The sequence below is a fragment of the Wohlfahrtiimonas chitiniclastica genome (assembly GCF_002252325.1).
Taxonomy (GTDB): domain Bacteria; phylum Pseudomonadota; class Gammaproteobacteria; order Cardiobacteriales; family Wohlfahrtiimonadaceae; genus Wohlfahrtiimonas; species Wohlfahrtiimonas chitiniclastica.
On record NZ_NEFL01000002.1, the window covers coordinates 437,011 to 459,345 of the forward strand.

Genomic DNA, 22,335 nt, shown 5'->3' on the forward strand with positions numbered 1-22,335 from the left:
TATCGATTAAATAATTATTAGGGTTAATAGCATGTCTTTAGAAGAAAAATTGATAAGTTGGACAAAACCGTCAAGTGACACAGAGCAAGAAAAACAAGAACGTACCGAACGGATGATTCGTGAGGCAATATCTTCTCATCGTGCTTTTGACGGTTGTAATTTAGAAATTTATGCAAAAGGATCTTATGCCAATAATACTAATGTACGCTCAGATAGTGATGTAGATATTGCTGTTGAATGTACTGAAGTATTTTATTGGGAAAAAGCTGAAGAAATACCTCCTCCAATAGGAGCCCCATATACTGGAGTTTGGACGCCAGATAAATTACGGGAAGAACTTGTTTTTGCTATGGAGGCTGAATTTGGTGAACAGGTTGATCCAACTGGAAGTACTGCAATACAAATAAACTCCAGTTCAGCAAGAGTAGATGCTGATGTCGTTCCTTGTTTTACTTATCGTTATTATATGGAAACAGGATTTAGAGAAGGGACAGCAATTTTTAAGAAAGATGGAAGCAGTTTGGTTAATTATCCTAAAAAACAATTAGAAAATGGAAGGATCAAAAATAATCGAACAAATCATTCTTATAAAAAAGGTGCTCGACTATTAAAGCGCATTGAAAATGAAATGGCAGAAAAAGGTCTGTTTCGTGAATTACCGTCATATTTTATGGAGTGTTTGGCTTATAACTGCCCCGATGAGGTATTTATGCATGAAACATGGACTGAATGTCTTAAAGCAATGCTTCGCCATATTTTTAAAGAATTGCAGGATGATGAACCAGTGTTGAATCGTTGGGTAGAAGTAAATGAATACTCTGATTTGTTCCATGCTGATCAAGAGTGGAGTAGAAAAGATGGAAGAGAATTTGCAAAGATTGCTTGGAATTACTTGGGATTAAAAAATGCGAAATATAAATTTTAAATATTTTATCCAAATATTTCTTGGATTTTCTGGGATAGTTTGTTTATTAATTTATTATATTGGTGGATTGGATTTTTCAAAATGGCAGGATTATTTTAGTGTTTTTTCAAAAGTAGTAACCATTGATTTAATTGCAGTCATGATCTTTATGAAATGGGGATGGAAGTATAAATATTTTAAAGGATGGTTAGTGCTTTTTCCTGATTTGAGTGGGAGTTGGACAGGCCATATCCAATCCGAATGGATAGATACTAAAACGGGAGAGAAAATTCCAAAAATTCCAATAATGCTTACAATTAGTCAGTCTTTTATTCATATTAGTTGCATAATGCGTACAGGTGAAATGGAAAGTTCTTCTTATTCTGAGAACTTTCTTATTGATACTGACCGCCAAATTAAGCGTCTAACATATTTTTATAGTAGCAAGACACGTAGTAGTGTGGAGAGTAAAAGCATTCCCCATGATGGGACTGTGGTATTGAATATCGTTGAAAAGCCAGATAGAAAGTTAGTAGGTAGGTATTGGACTGATCGATTAACTAAAGGTGAAATTGTTCTTAAATTCTATTCAAAAGATATACTTGAAGAACTTCCTGATGATTTTGATAGGCATCCTAATGAAAAAATATAATGTATATAAATACTAGTAAATGTTTTTATGAAGAGAAAGGTAAAACTGCATGGCAAGAAAAACTATTCACCTGTTTATGTGGGGATTCCAGCACTATTTTTGCAGTCGATTAAAGTCTTTTACTGAAGAAACTTTAGCTCAAATAGGATTTGAATGTGAGGCTGAAGTAATTTTAGTTGGGGTTAAAAGGAAAGGTAGCAAATCATATCATCCTGTATGCATTGAGCCAGAATTTCAAAAATGGGGATTAGATATATTTGAAGGGATAATTCAAAAAATCGATGAAGATTATAAAAATGATCCTAATCATCAAGTATTCTATAGTAATGATGAAATTGCAATGCGAGAAAAGCCCGAAAAGATAATGCGGTATTGTGTTACTTCTGCGATATCTGAAGCGTTGAAGGAATATGACAATAAGAATAATACACAATCTTTCTGTGGCACAGCATACCCTGTGGATGATTACTACGTTGTTCCTGTAATACAGATAGAAACTGAATTGCTTGATAGATCAGGACTTGTAGATATTGAAATATATAACCATTATGTGGGAGAAAAGCAGAGCTGCCAAACATCGCTTATAAAAACATGTATTACAGAGTTGTTAGAACAAGCAACAATAGAATTGTCTAAGCCAAATCCAGGTAAAGATTTCTTGGATGCTTTTAGTAAAACAGATCATGTGATCCCTTTCGCTGCAAAATACTTGTTAACAAGCTTATATCGTTCTATACACGCAAATGCCATTCAAAATGGTAAGCATGAATATATGGGGCGAGAGTCATTATTTGATGATTTAAATAAGATATCTTCTTTTTCATATGAGGGTCAGCCGATTGAAGGAAAAATAATTATCTTTAACCCAGAAGATGATTCTGTACATTTTTATTTGAAATTTGAGCATCAGGTTTCTGTTCGTAACTATCGATGGATAAGAAAGTTGTTACATATGACAACAAAAGATATTTCATTGATCTCTGATGGTAACAAAATTTATGGGTTAGGTTGTCTAAATGTTAATAATCCTAATGCCATAAATGCTACGTTTTTCATTGAGTTTTTAGATCATTATGATTGGTGTTTATATTATCAGAATCGAGGAATTATACGTAGTGTCTATGAGAAACCTATGGTTCCTAAAACTATAATTGAGCAGAAATTATTTATAGACAATTTTGTTAGAATTTTTCCAAATTCTACTTATGAGAACCAGCAACATATATGGGATTTAGTTAATTATGCTTTATGTGATCTTTCAGGATGCATGCTGGTCATTGTAGATGATGCTGAAAATGAGTCACAACGATTAGCAAAGCAAAGCACCCCCATCGAACCAATATTATTAACAAAAGAACTCTTAACTAGGGTTAGGCGTATAGATGGAAGTATTTTATTGGATTATACAGGTATGTGTTATGCAATAGGCGTAATACTAGATGGGGATGTAAACTTAAAGTGTTCTCCAGCTCGAGGTTCAAGATACAATTCTGCGATGCGTTATGTGTATGGCAAAGTAAAAAGGCAGATAGGAAGGTTAGCAGTTATTATCTCTGATGATAAATCAGTTGAGGTAGAGCCTTTATTAAGGCCTAAAGTATCAGAAAGGGAATTGGATGCATATATCACTCAACTAGAAGGTGCAGATGCTGATAATTATTGGGAGTTTAAAAATTGGTTAGATAAACATAGATTTTATATAAATGAAAACAGATGTGAAAGAATAAATAAAGCTTTAAAAAGAATAGATGAATTACCATATGAAGACTGCAGTATAAGGTTTATTGAAACAAATTTTATCCCCGATCCAGAGATGGATGATGAATATTTTAAGTAGAGGTATTTATGTTTTCTGAGTTTTTTGAAGTAGATGTTAAAGATAGAATTGCAGGAAATTATCTAAAGAATCGATTTGAGGAATTTTTATCTCAAAAACAACCTATAAAAATTTATTCAAAAAAAGAATTGAAACGGTTAGATTCTGAAAAGTCTGTATTCATATTTAATTCACAAGTTATAGGTGTTGCAACAAAACATTTTAGAAAAACAAATAAAGTGTTTTTTGGGCAATGTGGGGATAGGGCAATAGAATTAATCCAGGAAGTCAGAACAAAGCATAAAGTATTGAAATTATTATCTAAGAGAAAGGATGTTATTAATAACTTGGAAGCTTGGATTAAATTAAATGATGAATTATTAGATCTTGCTAGTAAAACTACTCTATTGTCAGAATGGGAAATACATTATTCGTAGCATACTTAATATAGATAACAAAATTTTTATCAAAGTTGGACAAGAGTAATAGAATTAATATGGAACAATTAAATATAGATATTTTTCAAGACAAAAATGAAGCAGTTTGCAGATTATATTGGGAATTAGAAACAGAAGAACGATTTAAATATAAAGTGTCAGAAATTGCTAACATGATGGGTATAAAACCTATTCAAATTTCTAGTCTTATGAAAGAATCGTGTGTTGTATATTCCAATACAGTTTACTGTATTGAATGTGAACAACCATATGAGTTATCTAATAGAACAGATTATAGTTCACATCATCGTTATCGAAATGCATGGAAGTGTGCAGCTTGTATACAAGATGAGCAGGATAATATTTTAAATATTCGGCAAAAACAAATTGATGATCTTATCGAACGTACCCAAACAGGGTCTATTGACATAAGTGACTTATCTCTTAAACAATGTGCTTATCTATTAGCCCTAATTAGACATAGTTCTGATGAGATGTTGGTGAAATTTCATGCTATCTCCAAGAATAAAGCTGAGCAATTAATGCCACATCCAAATTTACCAGGGGATCTCATTCGTTTTTTATATAAGTCAGATGTGATTTCTCTCAGTGATGATAGTCCTCAAAATGCTTTCCATTTTACAGGAGATGAGCTTACTACTTTTTCATTGATTGACTCTGTGTGGCAAATAGAGCTAGAAGAAGGAGTAAGTTTAGGGTATTTTCTAAAACAAATAGAAAATTTATTGCTTGATTCTGAATTTATTGATGCATATAAAGAGGATTTTTATGAGCTGCTCATTGAAATTAGTTTGATGGAATGTATAGCATTTTTAGAATACAACTTAGATGAGCATAACTTACCATTTAATCCAGGAGAGAAAACAAAAGCTATTTTTATTCAGCTTTTAGGTGTCTATTCTGTTGCTCAAATATACACTTTTATTTGGCGTGCTTGTAAGGATGCAGCTGCATACTATATGAAAGGTGGAATTTCTAAACAACAAGCAGCTAATTCGGTTGTTGGTAATATACAAAGACAATATGAGCGAGCTATAGCAAATGACTGGAATATAGGACCATTTAAGCGTAATTACAATTTGCCACAATCTATTTTAAGCCAAGTGGTATTTAATTTTATGTTACGCACTGATGATGGCGGGTTTAATCAAAAAATTAGTACATTTATTACAAAATAATAATGTTTATATTACGACTATTTATTAATATTGAAATACCTAAGGCGTTGTTGTAGATGAAGAGTGAATTGACTACAAAGAAGGTCTTAACTGATTTTAAGCATACTACAGGTACTATTATCTAATCTGAGACAGAAAAGTATAATCCTAATGAATAGAATGAAATTATTCAATAGTTTATAAAAATACTGTGACAAATTCATCTTTGCTGACCTAGAATACATCATTTAGCATATTATAAGTAAAGGATTTTTAAAGTGTGTACAGAATTAGTAATAGGCAATGTTATAGGTAGACTTAATCAACATATTAAAAGTTTTGATGAACAGCTAACTATAAATTATGCAAGAAAAGCAGGAGAAGCTTTTTGTAAAATATTATTGTTAAATAATGGTGGTGAATTTGGAAAGGAAAAGATTATTAGTAATAGTAAGTTTAATGTTTTAATAGAATCTTTAACGACTAAAAACTTATCTATACCTGATAATCATTTAAAACGTATTAAAATTGAGTTGAATATTATCCAACAATTAGGAAATATAGACTCACATGACAATGAAGAAGTTATAACGAATGAGGATCAACAAAAAGTTTCTCAAGCAATTAATAGTTTATTGAAGTTGATTTTTGATTCAAAAGATAAGATTTATATTGATGAGGTAATTCCTGATGAAATATATAGGAGACTATATGAATCAGTGATAGAAGATGAAAATTGGCGATGTGAAAAAATTTTATCGATAGTTTATCCAAATAGAGTAATTTTTAAAAAAGAAATCAGTAAAGGATTTGAATTTTATGCTTTGGAAGAAGCTGATACTAGGAAAATAGGAATATTATTTCTTGGTAGAAATATTAGTTTTAAAAGAGTTTTTGAGAAAATTTTTACATTACAAGAGTTGAGTGGTTTAACTAGTTTGACTCTTTTGTTTCCTAGAGAGATAAGCGAGGCTACTGGTAAAGCAGTAAAAAATAGAAAAGAAAATATAAAAAAAATATCAGAAGAAGTTTTAGGTAAAATTTCAACATTGAATTTAACATACGACTTTATTGAAGATTATATTTGGGAACGTTGTTTATCGCATGCAGCTAAAGAAATTATAGATGTACCTTCAGAACCATATTTTATTGATCAAAAATTACAATCAGATGAAGTAAGCATATTAGGTTTAGATTTTATCAACGAGCTAATTACTAATAAACCCAATCAAATTAAATCTAAAAAACCAATCTATATAATTTTTGGTGATGGAGGAGCAGGGAAAACTACATTCTGTGATCAAGCAATGCAGTTGATTAATGAGCAACAAAAACAGGGTGTAAAGAAGAAGATTATTTTAATTTCTTCATTTGATATTCCTGAAAATATATTAAATGAAAATTATATTGTGAATTCTATTGAAGGTTTATATAACTTAGTATCTGATGATGGTAGTATCGATCAAAATAGTTTGAACTTAAATATAAGTTCAGGAAATATATTAGTAATTATTGATGGTTTGGATGAAATTCAATCAAAGTTAAAAGAGCAGTTTAGATTAGATGAATTTATACATTCTGTCCAAACATTGAATGATACATATAAAAACTGTTCTGTTATTATTACTTCACGAGTGATAATAAATAAATCTTTGATAGATCAAGATATTCATATTTTTAATATTTATGGTTTTGATGAAGACTTAATAGATAAATATCTAGATAAAAGATTTAAAGCGAAGGAAAATGTTGCTAAATTAAAAAGTATGGCAAAAGAATATATTTCAGAGTTACAAAATGATTCTCAAATTACTCCTTTAATTTTAAGGTTAGTATGTGATTTAGTCGAAGAAGGACGAAAAACTTCATATACGGATGGTGCGGTTAAATATTTTATTTTACATAATGCATTGGATCAGATTATTTATCAACTAATGGAAAGAGAAATTGGTAAACAATCACTAGGTATTGAAAGTTGTGAGCAATATTTTGAAATTTTGAAAGATATTATATTTCAATATAATGGTAACGTGAATGAAGAGCAATTATTTGAGTTAGTTGAATTAACCTTAGCTGGCACTGGTATTGAATGTAATAAAGATGTTGCTAGAAATTACCATACATCAAACTTATTGAATAATACAGGCAGAGAATTTCATATTAAATATGATTCTTTAGAGTTTTGGATTAAATCTAGATATTTATCTTATTTAATCAATCATCGTGATACAGAAAATGATGAACAGATTATGCGTGAATTTGTACGTAGCTGCTATAGAGGTGGGGCTTTAGTCGAAGAAATTAAAAAAAGCTTATCTAATGAAAGTCAATATGCTAGAAATATTATTCAGAATCTTAGTAAGAATATTACGCAGAATAGGGAAGAACTAAATAATCGTAAGATTATCTCAGCATTATTATATTTAACAATTCAAGAAACAAATAATAGAATTGATATGACAAATCAAATTCTGAAGTTATATGATGTAAATGAAGGTAGTATTCTTGATAATTTTTCTATATTTGGGGAGTTTTTTCCTTTAGACTTTTCATTATTTAAAGTTAAGAATGGTTATTTCGATGGTTATAATAGTCTCTCTAAAAGTAATATACCAATCGATGAAACTATTTTTTATAATAGTACCTTCTGCAATTTTGATACGAAAATATTTGGGAAACAACAATTGTTAAAAAATCACTTTGATAGTGATTGTATATTAAATGAATTTAGAGCATTATTAGATCTTTCAGATTTTCATGATAGTAAAAATAAAGAAAATGTTATTTTAGATTTGAAGAAAATTTTCAAAGTGGGCTTTAAAAATAGTAGCTTTTTATGGAAATCTGAAGGCGTATATAAGCAACAATGCGCTAGTTTAAAGGGAAACTATAAACTTTCTTATATAATTAATATGTTAAGTATTAAAGGAATATTGATAAAAGAGTCATCTAAGTTCGATTCAGCGGATGGCTACCAAGTATGTAAAGATTATGCTAAAGAAGTTAAGGATTTTTTAACTCAGAACTTGAAGGGTGATAACTTATCTTTGATTATTGATGAATTATCCAATGTTTAAATTTGAAGTTTAAATATATTTATTCCTTTATTTAGCTTGACTAGAACAAACTGTAGCATACGTGTATTAAATGTCTCGTAAATGCATGTGAACTTTATTTCAGTATGGTACTTTATTGTCTGTATTTTTGATCAGTTAGAAAATGACGAAATTGAGTATGAAACTTTATTGTTTGGGTGTTAGGTAATAATCATATAGTTAGGTGATTATTAGTTCCAAACTATATTGTTCGTTTACAAACCCTTGTAAGCGAGTAATAAAGTTTGGAACTAGACAATAAAGTATCATACTGAACAATAAAGTTTGGAACTAAAATGGTTGTTCGGTTTAAAAGCACCTGTTATTCTGTTGAAAATTAGAATAATGGGTGTTTTTTTATGGCTAGTGAAAAGCAACAAGAGAAATGGGTTAAAGAAGGTAGAGGATCAGGTGAAGGTTCATTGTATAAACCGTGGATAACGGTGAGAGATATTCCTTCGAGTGGTCGTTCGCATCGAGTATATGGATATAAATCTAGACGGACTCATCACTCTTTTATGGGCCATCTTAGGTCATATGGAAGTTGTGGCAACTGCACAAGAGAAAACAGTATTAAGTGGGCGCAGTAAAGCCATCAAAAGCCTAGAGGATGGTGGCATTGTTAAAATCTATGTGAAAAATGGTGATGAAGTTAAAAAAGATGACCCTTTAGTCACTTTGGATTTTTTAGGTGCTGATCAAGATTATGAAAAAGCAGAGCAATCTTTAGAAGCAGCAACATTGTTAAAATACCGCTCTGAAGCATTGATTAAAGCACTCCAAAATCAAGAGATGCCACTCATCACAGAAGAAGCCACAGAACGCATCACACTAGATGAACTCAAACAGGCTGAACAACTGGTGCAAAACCAGTATCAGCTATGGCAATCCCAAGATGATCGTTATGGTTCAGCCATTCGTCAAAAGGATGCAGAGTATCGCACCACCAATGCCCAAGTGGAAAAGCTCACACAAAACATCGAGCTCATCGAAGAAGAGCTACAGGACTATGAAAAGCTCAGCAATAATAAGAGTAAAGGTGTCTCTAAACATCAATATAACCAAAAGAGACAAGATCATATCAATGCTAAACATGAGTTAGCCTCTCAAGAGAGCCGACTCATTGAAATCAATGAAGGTAAAATACAGTTAGAGAAAGAGCGACAATATACTGAATATCAGCTCAAACAAGAAACATTAAACGGCTTACGAGAAGCCCAAGAACTGATTCCTCAATATACAGCTGATAGCCAACGAGCCAAACACCGTATGGATCAAGCACACATTAAAGCGCCAGCCAATGGCACTGTGCAACAGCTGAATATCCATACAGAAGGCGGTGTTGTTTCCCATGGTGAAGAGTTAATGGTGATTGTGCCTGAAGGTGACTTTATGGAGGTGGAAGCATTGGTGCCGAATAAAGACATTGGCTTTATTGAACATAACCAAGAGGTTGTTATCAAGGTGGAAAGCTTTCCATACACGAGATATGGCTACATTACAGGAAGAGTGAAAAGCATTAGCTTTGATGCAATCGAGCATCAAGATTATGGATTGGTGTATCAAGCAATCATTAAATTAGATAAAGATTTTTTAATGATTAATGAAAAGAAAATACCGCTGACAGCGGGCATGAATGTGACGGCTGAGATTAAGATCAGAGAGCGTCGAGTGATAGATTATTTCTTAAGTCCACTACAAACGAAGGTGCAAGAGAGTATGAGGGAGTTGTAAATGAATAAGAAAAATAACATTAGTTATATTATTTTAGCGATTATCGTATTTGCTTTTGGAGCTTATTTTGTTAATAAGTTTTTATCTCCAAAACCTCAAGAAATTGATGAAAGTCAAGTACTCAAATGGAAACCGCCTAAATTAAAGTTTGCGGATGATAGCTTGGTGCGAAAATATGGAGTTTATATAGAAACTTACGAGAGTTCTATAAGCACACAAGAAGAAGTTAATGCCAGAAAAGATAAGTTTAGAGAAGAAGAGTTAGATCGTATTATTCCTAAGTCAGGAGGCGTATTTACTGTTGAAACAGTGGAGTTGCCAAAGAAAGGTTTTACCAAATTTATCGAAAGATACGAAGATAGAATATGGTCAATACAATATTTAAGTCACCAAGAAAATCATTACAGTATAGATGGTAGAAATTTCTTTCTTTATTGCCGAGGAGATGATGGTTTTTGTACAAGTAGTTTTTGGGATTCAGTACATGGATTATCAGTAATGTATGACTTTTGGATAAATCTAAATAGATTAGAGAATGAGTTAGAAAATATAGTAAAAATTCAAAGAGAAATAGAGATAAGTATTAAAAAATATTATGAAGAAAATCCACAATTAATAATTAAAGGAGAAAATAATGAGTAAGCCCAATAACACTGGCTATATTATTTTAGCGATTATCGTATTTATTTTTGGGGTTTATTTTTTTGATAAACTTTTATCTCCAAAATCACAAAAGCTAGATACAAGCCAAGTTCTTGAATGGAAACCGCCTAAATTAAAGTTTGCGGATGATAGTATGGTTAAAATAAAAAAAGTTGGTGTGCAACTTAGTTTTAGCCCTACACGAACACAGAAAGAAGTTGATGAAAGAAGAGATAAGTTTAGAGAAGAAGAGTTAGATCGTATTATTCCTAAAACACGAGGGCATACAATAGTAGAACAAATAGAACTATCTGAACAAGGTTTTACTAAATATGTTGTGAGATGGGATGACAAAAAACTTCAATCAATAAAATATTTAAGTCATAAAGAAGAATATAGATTAATTGATGGTAGAGATTTCTTTATTTCTTGTCGAGATGATGGTTTATGTACTAGTAGTTTTTGGGATTCAGCACATGGTGTGTCAATTAGGTATGTTTTTGGATCAGATTTAGAAAAATTAGATGAAGAACTAGAATTTCTTGTCAGAATTCCTAAAGAGATAGAAGAAAGTATTAAAAAGTATTATTCAGAATAAGCGATAGTAAATTATTAATGGAGAAAAAATAATGAGTGAATATCAAATTAAATTAACTCAAGCAGAGCGAGATACAATACAAAAACTATATGATGGAAAAGCACAAGGAAATCCACCTAATTGGAGCCATGCTTATACTGCAATTGCCGAACTACTAGAAAAGAAGCTAGATCTAGATAATATCTATACAGGTAATGGAGAGTTAAGAAAAGGAGAGGATCATCCTGTAGTTGTGTGGTTTAGAGGGGCGGCACAAGCAAATAATCCTGATAGTACGAGTGTTTATTCTGTAATGATTCGTGAATACAGTGAACAACAGATGGCATTAAGAGGCATCAGTTATTCTGATGCATTAATGCAACAAGCCTCTAATAAAGTGGCCGAAAATGCTATGAATGATATTTTAGATAGAGAACTTGATCAAGATGGTTTTTATTCTTTTCCTACGATTGAAGATATTTCTCTACAAGATGCTATCGGTGTCGGGCAGGTATTATTTTCAGGATTAGAAAATGGTGATACTGCTAAATCTGATGGCGAAAATGCATATGCTTCTATGAATGCAGGTTGGTCTGGTACGATGTTATTTACGTCATTAGGTAGCGATCAAACTTGGCGTTTATTTACAGCAGGAGACTATTTAGGAGATAATGATGAATATGGAGATCGCATTAATAAAGTCTCATTTAACCGAATGGATGATCTTAAAAATGTACTATTTGCTTATTTTTCTATGAAAAAAGCCATTTCAGCTACAATTTTAGATAAAGATGGGAATTTTCTTTCTGGGAGCTGGGATCAATTTAAGACAGATGCAGGAATTGGTAAGGATACTTACGATATTTCATCAGTTGGTGAACTCTGGGATTTAGTTTGGGTTAATTTTAGAGGGGATTACCGTACAGGAAATATTGAAAAAAAAGTTGTAATAGATGAAAAAGGGATTAAGCGAGCAGAATACCAATTGATAGATGGCCATATTGGTGGTCCATATCGTTTATGGAGAGAAGATGGTACAAAAAAAGAAGAAGGCTCTTTACTAACAGCAGAAAAATATAGTAATGGCCAATTCAAAAAAACACGATATTTTAGTGAAAAGCATGAATATGATGAAAAAAATACTTTGAGAACTATCATTGCTTATAGCAACGATGGGAGTCGGTTATGGGATCAGACGTTTTATTCAAATGGTTCAAAAAAAAGCATGTTCATTCATGATTACCCTAGTAGCCAATCAGGAGAAGATTTTGCTTGGTACGAAAATGGGCAGGCTATGTTTAAAAAACATAAACAGACTAGTTCAGCTAATCATGGATGGGCTGAGTATTGGCATAGTAATGGTGAGAAAAGATGTGAAGGAATGTACGATTCAGATGGATTGTGGGCAAATGATAGGGTGGGGATTTGGAAAGTTTGGGATGAAGTTGGGGATTTGATTGCAGAAGGTTATTTCTCCGATAATAAAATAGATATAAACAAACCTCATTTAGGAACAGAAGAAATGATTAAAGAGTGTTCCAATTTAAATATATTAATAAAACAGGATAATTAAGGATTGAGCTATGCTGAAAGCGCAATAAAAAAACCGATGATACATGAGCATCATCGGTAATATTGGTTGATTAAAAATTGTTGTTAGAATCGAGCTTCAAACGAAATCATAAAGTTACGTTTAGGCGCTGTGAAACGATTTAAGCCTTTACCTTTTGGATCCACGAGATTCGTTGTACCATAAGTAGGAATGTCTCGTAAACTGTCCCATGTGGTGTAACTGCGATTAAAGAGGTTGAACACACCAAAGTTGATGGTCATGTCTTTATCAATGTTCACTTGCCCTGTTAAATCCACTACGAAATAAGATGGGCTTAACCAAGGCCACTCTTTTTCCTCAACACCGCGCCATGAATATTGTGTTTCTTTGGTGTCTTTACCCTTTTTCGCGGCGCTGTAACGACCGGTTAAGGCGAGGTTCCAGCGATCAGAAGGTGCTTGATATTCAATGCCTACCAATGCGCTCCAAGGTTGAATGGATTTGAGTGGATCACCATCTTGATTTTTACCGCGACTGTATTGTGCTTTAGCGTTAAAGTTCCAGCTGTCCGATAATCCCAATAATTCACCATTGATTGAGCCATTGATTTCAATGCCCTTGATTTTTGCGCGGGCAATGTTCACAAACTGGATTTGATTCACGAAGAAGTATTCGCCACCACTCCATCGGTTGTATGGATCATAATAGGGATTCGGTGCTCGACCCTCTGAAACACGCTCATCAATAAAGTTACGATAGCGGCTTTCGAAGATGCCAATGCCAAATTGGCTGTAATCATTTTGGAATTGGTAGGTGATCTCTTGATTGAGGGCTGTTTCAGGTTTCAGTTGTGGATTTGGCATAAAGTGATTGGCGCCGCCTTTACCGAATTCAAAAAAGAGTTCTTCAATTTTAGGGGCTCTAAAGCCTGTGCTGATTTTATAGCCGATTTGATGCTCTGGCGTAAAGTTATAGGTTGCGCCGATTGACCAAGATGGGCGCGAGAAATGTTTTTTACTGTCGTCAAAACTGATGGGGAATTGGTTGCTGCCATCTAATTTTGGGCTGTATGTGTATTGATCATAACGGGCACCTAGGGACAAATGTAATTCAGGGGTGACTTGAATTTCATCTTGCAAAGAGAGTGCGAGCACTTTTGAGCTGACGGGCGTCATGATGCTGTATTTTGACGGATGTACGCTGTCTGTGAAATATAAAACATCATAGTTTTGATTTTTAAGGTGCCCTTTACGGAACTCTAACTTGCCTTGGAAGGTATGCTCGATGCCACCGAGGTTGATGGCTTGTGTAAAGAGTTGTGCTTTTAGTAATTTTTGACGCTGTTCAAACTCACGAAAATAGCGTTGATCCACTTTAAAATCGCGTTGATTCACATTATAAGTGTGCGCTTGCATTTTGATTTTCTGATCAGCGGCGATGATGTTAATGGTGTCTAACCATGTGGAATCGGTGGCAAAGTAGTCATACTCTAAGCCATAGCGGCGATAAGGTGCAGTATCTGAAGCAAAGCGGTGCGTATTCCAGCTATCAAATGTTTTTTCTTCAGTAAATTGACGATGCGCACGATCTTCATAAAAAGCGGTGATGCGGTTTGACTCATTGAGCTCATAGCCAAATTTTGTCAGCCATGATGTGGTGCGAAATTTTGAAGGATCCGGGCGGCCACGTGTCCAGCCATACACATCATCCCCTCGGCCATTATTTTTCGTTTCATGGCCGCGGCGCTGCGTTAATTGTGCAAAACCAAAAAAGCCATTGACTTTAAAGCCTGCCCCTAACACATAGCGCCACTCTTTATTTTTAGAGGAGTACGCCCCTTTAGTGTAGAGTCCAAGCTTTTCACCCGGTTTGACAAAATCATCCACAGTTTTGGTTTTAAAGTAAACAGAGCCACCGACGGCGCCACTGCCATCACTGACAGAGTTTGCGCCTTTATTGACAGTCACTGAACTGATGTTTTCAAACTCTGTATTGTTCATGCTGCCATTAAAATAACCATAGCCTTTATAAATAGAGGGCATGAAGGTTTCAGCTTGAGGTAAACCATCGACAATGACGGCCACGCGATCTTTATCCACGCCGCGAATGGCATAACCATTGCTGCCAGCACGGCCACTTTCAGTGACGCCCACACTCAATTCATTGCGAAAGAGATCACGCTCATCTTGCACCATATTTTTGGTGATGTCTGCAGCCGTTTGTGTGGATTTAAAGACGGCTTGTGGTTTGACTTCACCAATGACCACAACTTTATCAAGGTTGATGGCATTGGTATCTTCCTCATCAGAGGATGGCTGAGCAAATGTAAAATGGGGGAGCAGCAATGAAGACATTGCTAAAGCAGTGGTCACAGGATATTTAGGGTGCATGTAAATTGGGTCCAAATGTCAATGGGAATCATTATCGTATGCAAATGTATCATGATAGTATTTGATTATCAATCTCATTGTTGATCACAATCATCATAATTTTTATACAGTTATCAATCGGTTCTCATTAAAAGGGCGCTATAATGGCAGTGTATTTGTGCAAAACACAGGAAGAATGTCAGTGAAAAAAATTGGATGGAGCGTCGGACTCTTGCTCTTATCTTCGGTCTTTGCCGATGAAGTGGCTCTGAAAAACGGCGATCGTTTATCAGGACAAATCACATATCTAGAAGGGCCGTATCTTTTTTTAAAAACAGATTACGCCGGGACAGTGAAGATTGATCAATCGCAAGTGGTCAGTTTTACAACAACAAATGCCGTCAATGTGAAGCGTGATCTCTTCTCTTCTGAAATTGTGGGGCACGGCGCTGAGTTTAAGATTGTCAAAAAAGAGGGCAAGCGTGCACAGCGATTGCTGTTGGTGGATACTGATGACGGCGTTGTGCAAATGCCAATGAGTGAGCAAATTTCACTCGCGAAAATCAATGAGAAGATGCCTAAACGCCAAGATTTGAAAGTGACGGGCAATGTCACTTTTGGTGCCTATATTGACCGCGACAGTACAAAAACAGCGCGTTACAATTGGGCCAATACCATTAAAATTGAGCACGGATTGTGGCGGCATACATTGAATGGCGCGTTTTATCGAAAAACAGAGAGTGATCGCACTAAGAGCTATTATTATAATTTAGGTTATTCAGTGGATCGTTTTTTCTCGCCTCATTTTTTCTGGCAAAGCGCGATGAGTTATCAGCATGATTGGATAGAAGAGATTCGTGAAAATACCATGGTGGGTACAGGTCCTGGTTGGCAGCTTTGGAACAATGAGCGCTCAGCCTTTTCAGTGGCAACGCTCTTAAATTATCAGGTGCTTGAGTATCGAAATGGTGATCATCGTGAAAACCCACAAGCTTCATTAAAATGGGATTATCGACAAGCCTTGATGAATCAATCCATTAAATTCAGCACAACTGGTGAGGTGGGTCGAAGCTTTAATCAAGCGGTGACGCTCGATTTAAATTTAGGGGCGACGCTTTCCTATCAATTAACGGATGCCATTTCCGTCAATACAGGCGTGAGCTATGAAAAGATTCGCTCAAAAGATGGTGAATCGAGAAATCGCAGCGTCCATTTTGGATTGGGGTATCATTGGTGATTTTTATGGATAAGGAGTGTTTCGATGCGATGGTTTCATGAGGATCAGCTGCACACAGAACTCACACAAGCCGGTTTATCAATTGAGCTGTATGAGCCATTGCTCACCATTCAATCATTGACGGTGGGGTTAGAGGCTTTAAAGGATGACTTTAGCGTCAATTTACTTTTTTTAGGTGAAAAGGGTGATGCATTCAGTCGTCAAGTGGTCTTGCAATTATCAGGCATTGCAGTCATTTGGGCAGAAAGTTTGTGTGATCAAACGGCGCATTTTTGGTGTGATTATTTAAACTGTGGCACGCAATCTTTAGGGCGCAAATTATTCAGTGGCGAAAATGTGATTGAGCGATCAGCCTTCAGCTATCAAATCTTTGAGCCGCATGAGTTGCCAAGTGCTTTGCGTGATCATTGCCAAATGTCATTGACAACTGTCGTAGCGCGCCGTTCTACGTTTTATATGAATCAAGAAAGTTTAACCTTAACTGAGTATTATCTGCCCACATTGCAGCAGTTTGCATCAAAATCTTAAGAGATGTGAATAGGAGATGAAACCTTTGTGTAAATCACTATAATGGCGAGATCTCCCTAAAAAAGTCTTCAAAGAATAAAGATTATGACTCACGAATTAATGATTGTGTTAGGGCTGCTGTTTGCAGCCGTGATTGCATTTATGATCAACAAGCCACGCATGGATGTGGTGGCGGTGTGCGCGCTGCTTGCATTGCCTGTAACGGGCAGCGTGACGCTCGATCAAGCTTTAGCTGGCTTCAGTGACACAAGCGTCATCATTGTGGCGGTGTTTTTCATCATTGGGGATGGGCTTGTGCGTACAGGCGTTGCCTTTCGCGTGGGTGACTGGCTGATTCGCCAATCTAAAAACAGTGAAACTCGGCTCATTGTTTTGTTGATGCTGTCGGTGGCGATTTTAGGCTCAGTGATGAGTTCAACAGGGATTGTGGCAATCTTCATTCCGATTGTGCTCAGCATTGCCGCAAAAATGAAGGCAGATGTCCGCCGATTGATGATGCCGCTCAGCTTTGCAGGGCTCATCAGTGGCATGATGACGTTGGTGGCAACGCCACCTAACTTGGTGGTGTCTGGGCAATTGCAACTGTCTGGTCACGAAGGCTTTGAGTTTTTCTCATTCACACCGATTGGCTTAATGGTGCTCATCGTTGGCGTTGTGTATATGTTGTTTGCCCGCCGTTTGCTTGGAAAAAAAGCCGATGAAGCTACTAAAAAATCTCGTAAATCCCGCGTGGACATTGACTATTTAGTGAGTGAATATCAACTCAAAGGGCGCAATCACCGCGCGAGCGTTGGGAAAGATTCACCTTTAGTGGGGCGAAGATTGTCAGACATGCACCTACGGGAAAAGCATGGGGCGAATATCATTGCTGTTGAACGCCGTTTGAGCCGCTTTAAAAATGTGGTGCTCGATGCTGTGCCGGATCGGATCATTCAAGAGAATGACATTTTGCTCTTTGACTTTTTCTATCCTGAAAAGATCAATCAATTTTGTTTAGAGTTTCATTTGATGTCTTTGCCGCTATTGAGCAGCTACTTCAATGAGCATGCGCGCGAAATTGGCATGGTGGAAGTGACGATTCATCCGGACTCACAACTCATTGATAAAACCATTTTAGAAAATGCCTTTCGCACCAATTACAATCTCAACGTGATCGGGCTGCGTCGCCAAGGCAAAATTGTGGAAAATGAGCTGTTAGATGAGCGCTTAAAGCAGGGCGATACATTGTTGGTCATCGGGATGTGGAAAGCGATTCGTCAATTACAATCCTTAAAAGATGATTTTGTGGTGCTCACCATTCCGGCAGAAGTGGATGAAGTGGCGCCGGCCATGGAAAAAGCGCCGTATGCCGTTGTGGCGCTGTTGATCACAGTGGGATTGATGATTTCCGGTATTTTTCCAACGGTGCTTGTGGCGATTTTTGGGGCGCTATTGATGGGCGTATTTGGTTGCATTACGATGGACAGTGCTTATAAATCCATCCATTGGCAAAGCATTATCCTGATTGTAGGGATGTTTCCTTTTGCGATTGCCCTACAAAATACGGGTGGTGTGGATTTAGCGGTTAAATTTTTATTAGAGATCAGCGGGGATGCGAGTCCACGGATTTTATTGATGATTCTCTTTGGTGTCACGGCGCTCACCGGGCTCTTTATTTCCAATACCGCCACAGCGGTTTTATTGGCACCGATCGCCATCCAAACCGCCTCTGTACTTGGCTTATCACCTTATCCATTTGCCATGATAGTGGCGATTGCTTCATCGGCCGCTTTCATTACGCCGGTGTCATCGCCTGTTAATACTTTGGTGATTGCGCCCGGTAATTACAGCTTTGGGGACTTTGTGAAGGTGGGATTACCCTTTGCGATGATTGTGATGTTGATTGCTGTGCTTTTCGTTCCGCTCCTCTTTCCGTTATCATTGAGTCCTGTCTCACCTTAATGAGGAACGTTGATGAACAATTTTATGTATGCAAATCCCACTGAGATCATTTTTGGTCAGGGGATGATTGAAAAACTCAAAGATGTGGTGCCAAAGGCGGCACGCGTGCTCATGATTTATGGCGGTGGGAGCATTTTACGTAATGGCGTCTATGATCAAGTCAAGGCGGCATTGAGTGAACACACCGTGATTGAATTTGCGGGCATTGAGCCGAACCCACATTATGAAACGTGTTTACAAGCAGTGACATGCATTCGTGAGCAGAAGATCGATTTTCTGCTCGCGGTGGGTGGTGGCTCTGTGTTAGATGCCACGAAATTCATTGCTGCTGCGGCCAGTTATACAGGGGATGATCCTTGGCAAATTTTGCTTGATGGTGGCAGCAGCATCACACAGGCCTTGCCATTTGGTGCAGTGATGACATTGCCCGCGACAGGTTCAGAGATGAATGATGGTGGCGTCATCACCCGTGCCGCAACGCAGGAAAAATTATCATTCACAAGTCCTCACACGTTTCCTGCATTTTCTGTGCTGGATCCTTTGACCACATATACATTGCCAACGCGTCAATTGGCCAATGGATTGGTGGATGCATTCATTCATGTGATGGAGCAATATTTAACGGATCAACATCAAGCCTTGGTACAAGATTATATGGCAGAAGCGGTGGTGAAGGTATTGATTGAAACCTCAGAGGCCATCATTCATCAAGCACCGGAATACAATTCGCGCGCCAATTTTATGTGGGCGGCCACCTGGGCGCTCAATGGTTGGATTGGAGTGGGCGTGCCCAATGACTGGGCAACGCATGCCATTGGGCATGAATTGACGGCATTGTATGGTTTAGATCATGCCCAAACCTTAGCCATTGTGTTGCCAGGTATAATGGTGATGGAAAAAGCGCACAAAGCCCGTAAGATCATGCAGCTTGGGCGCAATGTGTTTGGCATTGATGCCATCGATGATGATGCACTCATCACACAGACGATTGCGGCAGTTGAGGCATGGTTCCACAGCGTTGGCATGAAAACGCGCTTGAGTGATTATCAATTAGATGCCACAGCCATCGATGCCATTTGTGCCCGTTTTGCCGAGCGTGGTTGGCAGCTTGGAGAGCATCAATCGATTGATGCCAAACGCGTGCGTGAGATTTTAACGCTTCGCCTATAAAAGTAAAAGCCCTGTCAATGCAGGGCTTTTTTATGATGACAAGATGCATCAGATGTCTTCATTGCGCCATGCGCGCCCGAGTCGATCCGCCGTTAAAAGCGCGGCATAGACATCTTCCACTTTCACTTCAAAAGGCATGTTATAAATGGTTTCACCCTTTGCACAGCTTAACTCAGCGGCTGCATGCAATAATTCATGATAATTTGGCGCATCCGCCGTTAAACCAAGTTCTGCTAAGGTGACAGGTAAACCCACTTGTGTACAAAAATCGAGCACTTCTTCAATCTCTTCCATCGGGCTATTTTCCAGCACCAATTGCACCAATGTACCAAAGGCGACTTTTTCACCATGATAACGATCATGACACGCTTCAATCACCGTTAAACCATTGTGAATGGCATGAGCGGCGGCTAAACCTGCGCTTTCAAAGCCTAAACCACTGAGGAGCGTATTGGCTTCGACAATGTTTTCCACCGCTTTGGTGCTGACTTTATTTTCCACCGCCAATTTTGCTTTAAAACCTTCTTCAAGCAGTGTTTCATAACACAATGTGGCCAGTGACATCGCGGCTAATGAGGTCAATCCGCCGGCCATAGTGGTCTTTTGTGCCTCTGAGCAGCTTCTGGCCTCAAAATAAGTGGCGAGCGCATCGCCCATGCCTGCCACAAAAAGGCGAACCGGTGCATTGGCAATGATGCGCGTATCCATCAAGACAACATCAGGATTTTTAGGGTAGAGCAGATAGCTTTCAAACTCGCCATTGTCTGTATAGATGACAGAGAGCGCGCTTGTCGGCGCATCGGTTGAGGCGATCGTTGGCGCGATGATGATGGGCGCGTGACCATAATGAGCCACAGCTTTTGCAGCATCTAGGGTTTTACCGCCACCGATGCCAACGACAATATCTGCACCGCTCTGTTTAAAGGCATCGCTTAAGCGATCGATCTCTTTTGCAGAACATTCGCCCTGAAAAATCGCTTCACTGTAAGGGATGTTTTGAGTTTGACAACTTTTTTCCACAATCTCTTTGACGAGGCTAAAGACAAATTCATCGGCGATCACGAAAGCCTTTTTGCCAAGGGGTGCGATGTAATCAGCAATTTTAGCAAGTGCATCGGGACCTTGAACATATTTACCGGGGGATTGTAATACTTTTAGCATACGAAGCTCCTTATGTTTATGTTGTTGTATCGATGTGAATCGTGTTGCAACTTTGTTGTGACTTCAATTTCAGTATAACAGATCTGTGTGACAAATTTGAGTTCGAGGAATGATGGTTTAATTTTGCTAGCCGATCGGTTATATTGAGATCATTTTGTTCAATCTGGAGTGAATCACGTGAATCTACTAACAAAAAGAGTGATGCTTGCAACGATGGTTGCCGCCTCTGTGAATTTAGCGAGTGCTTGGCAATTAGAGGTGTCCGCAGGGCACACCGGGCAAAGTGAAAATACATTTCGCATTGGCGCAAGATCGCCTTGGGAAGGGAAATATTTTGACACATCTGTGGGTTATTTATCAGGCTATTGGGATGTGGCGTACACTTATTGGGAAAAAGGCAAATATGGCAAAGATGTGAGCTCGATCTCTTTAAGTCCCGTGTTAACCTATAACTTTTATACGGGGAGCGGCATGGAACCCTTTATTGAATTGGGTGTCGGAATTGCGGCGTTTTCAAAAACCAAAGTGGGTGATCAAAATCTAGGCAGCAGTGTGAATTTTGAGGATCGCATTGGAATAGGGGCAACCATTGGCGCACACACTTTTGGTGCACGCGCCATCCACTATTCAAATGCGGGCTTGAAAAGGCCCAATGAAGGCATTGAGAGCTATGCGCTCTATTATGCTTATGAGTTTTAACCATCCGTGGAGGATTGAGAGATGAAATACGCAAACCCAATCATTGTATTTGTCGATGTACAAGAGAAACTCACACAAGTGATGCACAATCAAGATGAACTTGTGCCACAACTTGAAAAATTACTCAAAGGTGCACAAATCTTGGATGTGCCTGTTTTATGGTTAGAGCAATATCCTCAAGGCTTAGGGGAAACGGTGGGCTCTTTAAAAGAGATTTTAGTGGAAGGTGGGTATTCACCCATCATTAAAAATTGTTTCAGTGCGATGGGTTCAGCTGAGTTTCGCCGTGCGTTGGCAGAATCAGGGGCAGATCATGTGTTGCTTGCAGGCATTGAATCCCATGTGTGCGTCTTTCAAACCGCGCGTGATTTATTGTTAGAAGAGAATGATGTGACGGTAGATGTGGTGGTCGATTGTGTCTCTTCACGCACAAAAGAGAACAAAGAGATTGGCATTGATCGCATGGTCGGTTATGGCGCTGGGGTCACATCATTAGAATCTTTGTTGTTTGAATTGTTAGAAACGGCAGAACATCCGAAATTTAAAGAGATCAGCCGTTTAATTAAGTAAGTAAAGGCATCGGTTGCTGCATGAAGGGTGGTGCTTCATGCGGCGATTGACTGAAAAATTGTTTTAAATCATT

Annotated in this window: 17 protein-coding genes and 2 pseudogenes; 17 read left to right on the forward strand and 2 right to left on the reverse strand. The window is 37.3% G+C overall.

The window, feature by feature from the left end; translation table 11 throughout:
* The first annotated feature begins 31 nt into the window (after positions 1-31).
* The 11 genes and pseudogenes from B9T10_RS07290 to B9T10_RS10305 all read left to right on the forward strand — a co-directional run bounded on the left by B9T10_RS07290 (position 32) and on the right by B9T10_RS10305 (position 12,608).
* Complete coding sequence (locus tag B9T10_RS07290; protein ID WP_094538168.1) at positions 32-925, forward strand: nucleotidyltransferase domain-containing protein; 894 nt, start codon at positions 32-34, stop codon at positions 923-925.
* Positions 906-1,556, forward strand: a complete 651-nt coding sequence (locus B9T10_RS07295) for a Cap15 family cyclic dinucleotide receptor domain-containing protein (protein ID WP_094538169.1) — start codon at positions 906-908, stop codon at positions 1,554-1,556. Before B9T10_RS07290 ends, B9T10_RS07295 begins: the two co-directional genes overlap by 20 nt.
* Before the next feature lie 49 nt (positions 1,557-1,605).
* Positions 1,606-3,393 (forward strand): anti-phage protein, encoded by a 1,788-nt coding sequence (locus B9T10_RS07300; protein WP_094538170.1) that lies wholly within the window; start codon positions 1,606-1,608, stop codon positions 3,391-3,393.
* Positions 3,394-3,401: 8 nt separating this feature from the next.
* Complete coding sequence (locus B9T10_RS07305; RefSeq protein ID WP_094538171.1) at positions 3,402-3,809, forward strand: hypothetical protein; 408 nt, start codon at positions 3,402-3,404, stop codon at positions 3,807-3,809.
* Positions 3,810-3,868: 59 nt separating this feature from the next.
* Positions 3,869-5,008 carry a hypothetical protein gene (locus B9T10_RS07310; protein ID WP_094538172.1) on the forward strand — a complete coding sequence of 380 codons (1,140 nt, stop codon included), beginning with the start codon at positions 3,869-3,871 and terminating at the stop codon, positions 5,006-5,008.
* A gap of 257 nt (positions 5,009-5,265) precedes the next feature.
* The gene (locus B9T10_RS07315; RefSeq protein WP_179220635.1) at positions 5,266-8,064 is read left to right on the forward strand and encodes an NACHT domain-containing protein; all 2,799 of its coding nucleotides are present in this window, start codon (positions 5,266-5,268) and stop codon (positions 8,062-8,064) included.
* Between the two features lie 377 nt (positions 8,065-8,441).
* Positions 8,442-8,594 (forward strand): annotated as a pseudogene (locus B9T10_RS10360) (heteromeric transposase endonuclease subunit TnsA); the annotation flags it as partial.
* Positions 8,587-9,816, forward strand: a pseudogene (locus B9T10_RS07320) (HlyD family type I secretion periplasmic adaptor subunit); the annotation flags it as partial. The pseudogenes B9T10_RS10360 and B9T10_RS07320, both read left to right, overlap by 8 nt.
* A complete protein-coding gene (locus B9T10_RS07325) occupies positions 9,817-10,458 on the forward strand; it encodes a hypothetical protein (protein WP_094538175.1) in 642 nt (213 codons plus the stop codon).
* On the forward strand, positions 10,451-11,056 hold the full coding sequence (locus tag B9T10_RS07330; protein ID WP_094491652.1) for a hypothetical protein: 606 nt from the start codon (positions 10,451-10,453) through the stop codon (positions 11,054-11,056). The genes B9T10_RS07325 and B9T10_RS07330 overlap by 8 nt, the downstream gene beginning before the upstream one ends.
* 31 nt (positions 11,057-11,087) lie before the next feature.
* Positions 11,088-12,608, forward strand: a complete 1,521-nt coding sequence (locus B9T10_RS10305) for a toxin-antitoxin system YwqK family antitoxin (RefSeq protein WP_246782178.1) — start codon at positions 11,088-11,090, stop codon at positions 12,606-12,608.
* 83 nt (positions 12,609-12,691) lie between these two features.
* On the opposite strand, the gene B9T10_RS07340 is transcribed toward B9T10_RS10305, so the two are convergent.
* The gene (locus B9T10_RS07340) at positions 12,692-14,977 is read right to left on the reverse strand and encodes a TonB-dependent hemoglobin/transferrin/lactoferrin family receptor (protein WP_094538176.1); all 2,286 of its coding nucleotides are present in this window, start codon (positions 14,975-14,977) and stop codon (positions 12,692-12,694) included.
* A gap of 175 nt (positions 14,978-15,152) precedes the next feature.
* Between B9T10_RS07340 and B9T10_RS07345 the strand changes: the two genes are divergently transcribed.
* The 4 genes from B9T10_RS07345 (at position 15,153) to B9T10_RS07360 (ending at position 19,832) form a co-directional block, all read left to right on the forward strand.
* A complete protein-coding gene (locus B9T10_RS07345) occupies positions 15,153-16,193 on the forward strand; it encodes a DUF481 domain-containing protein (protein ID WP_094494129.1) in 1,041 nt (346 codons plus the stop codon).
* A 24-nt stretch (positions 16,194-16,217) separates the two neighbouring features.
* On the forward strand, positions 16,218-16,721 hold the full coding sequence (locus B9T10_RS07350) for a chorismate--pyruvate lyase family protein (RefSeq protein WP_094538177.1): 504 nt from the start codon (positions 16,218-16,220) through the stop codon (positions 16,719-16,721).
* Positions 16,722-16,805: 84 nt separating this feature from the next.
* On the forward strand, positions 16,806-18,662 hold the full coding sequence (locus B9T10_RS07355; protein WP_063455653.1) for an SLC13 family permease: 1,857 nt from the start codon (positions 16,806-16,808) through the stop codon (positions 18,660-18,662).
* Positions 18,663-18,674: 12 nt separating this feature from the next.
* Positions 18,675-19,832, forward strand: a complete 1,158-nt coding sequence (locus B9T10_RS07360) for an iron-containing alcohol dehydrogenase (RefSeq protein ID WP_094538178.1) — start codon at positions 18,675-18,677, stop codon at positions 19,830-19,832.
* 48 nt (positions 19,833-19,880) lie between these two features.
* On the opposite strand, the gene B9T10_RS07365 is transcribed toward B9T10_RS07360, so the two are convergent.
* Positions 19,881-20,993 (reverse strand): glycerol dehydrogenase, encoded by a 1,113-nt coding sequence (locus tag B9T10_RS07365; protein ID WP_094538179.1) that lies wholly within the window; start codon positions 20,991-20,993, stop codon positions 19,881-19,883.
* 201 nt (positions 20,994-21,194) lie between these two features.
* Here B9T10_RS07365 and B9T10_RS07370 point away from each other — a divergent pair, with 201 nt between their 5' ends.
* Both B9T10_RS07370 and B9T10_RS07375 read left to right on the forward strand, forming a co-directional pair.
* Entirely contained in the window at positions 21,195-21,692 is a 498-nt protein-coding gene (locus B9T10_RS07370) for an acyloxyacyl hydrolase (protein WP_008316769.1), read from the forward strand.
* A 21-nt stretch (positions 21,693-21,713) separates the two neighbouring features.
* Complete coding sequence (locus B9T10_RS07375) at positions 21,714-22,262, forward strand: isochorismatase family protein (RefSeq protein WP_094538180.1); 549 nt, start codon at positions 21,714-21,716, stop codon at positions 22,260-22,262.
* Positions 22,263-22,335: the final 73 nt, after the last annotated feature.

What these genes read in the sequence shown, in the direction of transcription:
- B9T10_RS07290 (WP_094538168.1), top strand. Translation starts at nt 32, where the DNA reads ATGTCTTTAGAAGAAAAATTGATAAGTTGGACAAAACCGTCAAGTGAC.
- B9T10_RS07295 (WP_094538169.1), top strand. Translation starts at nt 906, where the DNA reads ATGCGAAATATAAATTTTAAATATTTTATCCAAATATTTCTTGGATTT.
- B9T10_RS07300 (WP_094538170.1), top strand. Translation starts at nt 1,606, where the DNA reads ATGGCAAGAAAAACTATTCACCTGTTTATGTGGGGATTCCAGCACTAT.
- B9T10_RS07305 (WP_094538171.1), top strand. Translation starts at nt 3,402, where the DNA reads ATGTTTTCTGAGTTTTTTGAAGTAGATGTTAAAGATAGAATTGCAGGA.
- B9T10_RS07310 (WP_094538172.1), top strand. Translation starts at nt 3,869, where the DNA reads ATGGAACAATTAAATATAGATATTTTTCAAGACAAAAATGAAGCAGTT.
- B9T10_RS07325 (WP_094538175.1), top strand. Translation starts at nt 9,817, where the DNA reads ATGAATAAGAAAAATAACATTAGTTATATTATTTTAGCGATTATCGTA.
- B9T10_RS07330 (WP_094491652.1), top strand. Translation starts at nt 10,451, where the DNA reads ATGAGTAAGCCCAATAACACTGGCTATATTATTTTAGCGATTATCGTA.
- B9T10_RS10305 (WP_246782178.1), top strand. Translation starts at nt 11,088, where the DNA reads ATGAGTGAATATCAAATTAAATTAACTCAAGCAGAGCGAGATACAATA.
- B9T10_RS07340 (WP_094538176.1), bottom strand. Translation starts at nt 14,977, where the DNA reads ATGCACCCTAAATATCCTGTGACCACTGCTTTAGCAATGTCTTCATTG.
- B9T10_RS07345 (WP_094494129.1), top strand. Translation starts at nt 15,153, where the DNA reads ATGTCAGTGAAAAAAATTGGATGGAGCGTCGGACTCTTGCTCTTATCT.
- B9T10_RS07350 (WP_094538177.1), top strand. Translation starts at nt 16,218, where the DNA reads ATGCGATGGTTTCATGAGGATCAGCTGCACACAGAACTCACACAAGCC.
- B9T10_RS07355 (WP_063455653.1), top strand. Translation starts at nt 16,806, where the DNA reads ATGACTCACGAATTAATGATTGTGTTAGGGCTGCTGTTTGCAGCCGTG.
- B9T10_RS07360 (WP_094538178.1), top strand. Translation starts at nt 18,675, where the DNA reads ATGAACAATTTTATGTATGCAAATCCCACTGAGATCATTTTTGGTCAG.
- B9T10_RS07365 (WP_094538179.1), bottom strand. Translation starts at nt 20,993, where the DNA reads ATGCTAAAAGTATTACAATCCCCCGGTAAATATGTTCAAGGTCCCGAT.
- B9T10_RS07370 (WP_008316769.1), top strand. Translation starts at nt 21,195, where the DNA reads ATGCTTGCAACGATGGTTGCCGCCTCTGTGAATTTAGCGAGTGCTTGG.
- B9T10_RS07375 (WP_094538180.1), top strand. Translation starts at nt 21,714, where the DNA reads ATGAAATACGCAAACCCAATCATTGTATTTGTCGATGTACAAGAGAAA.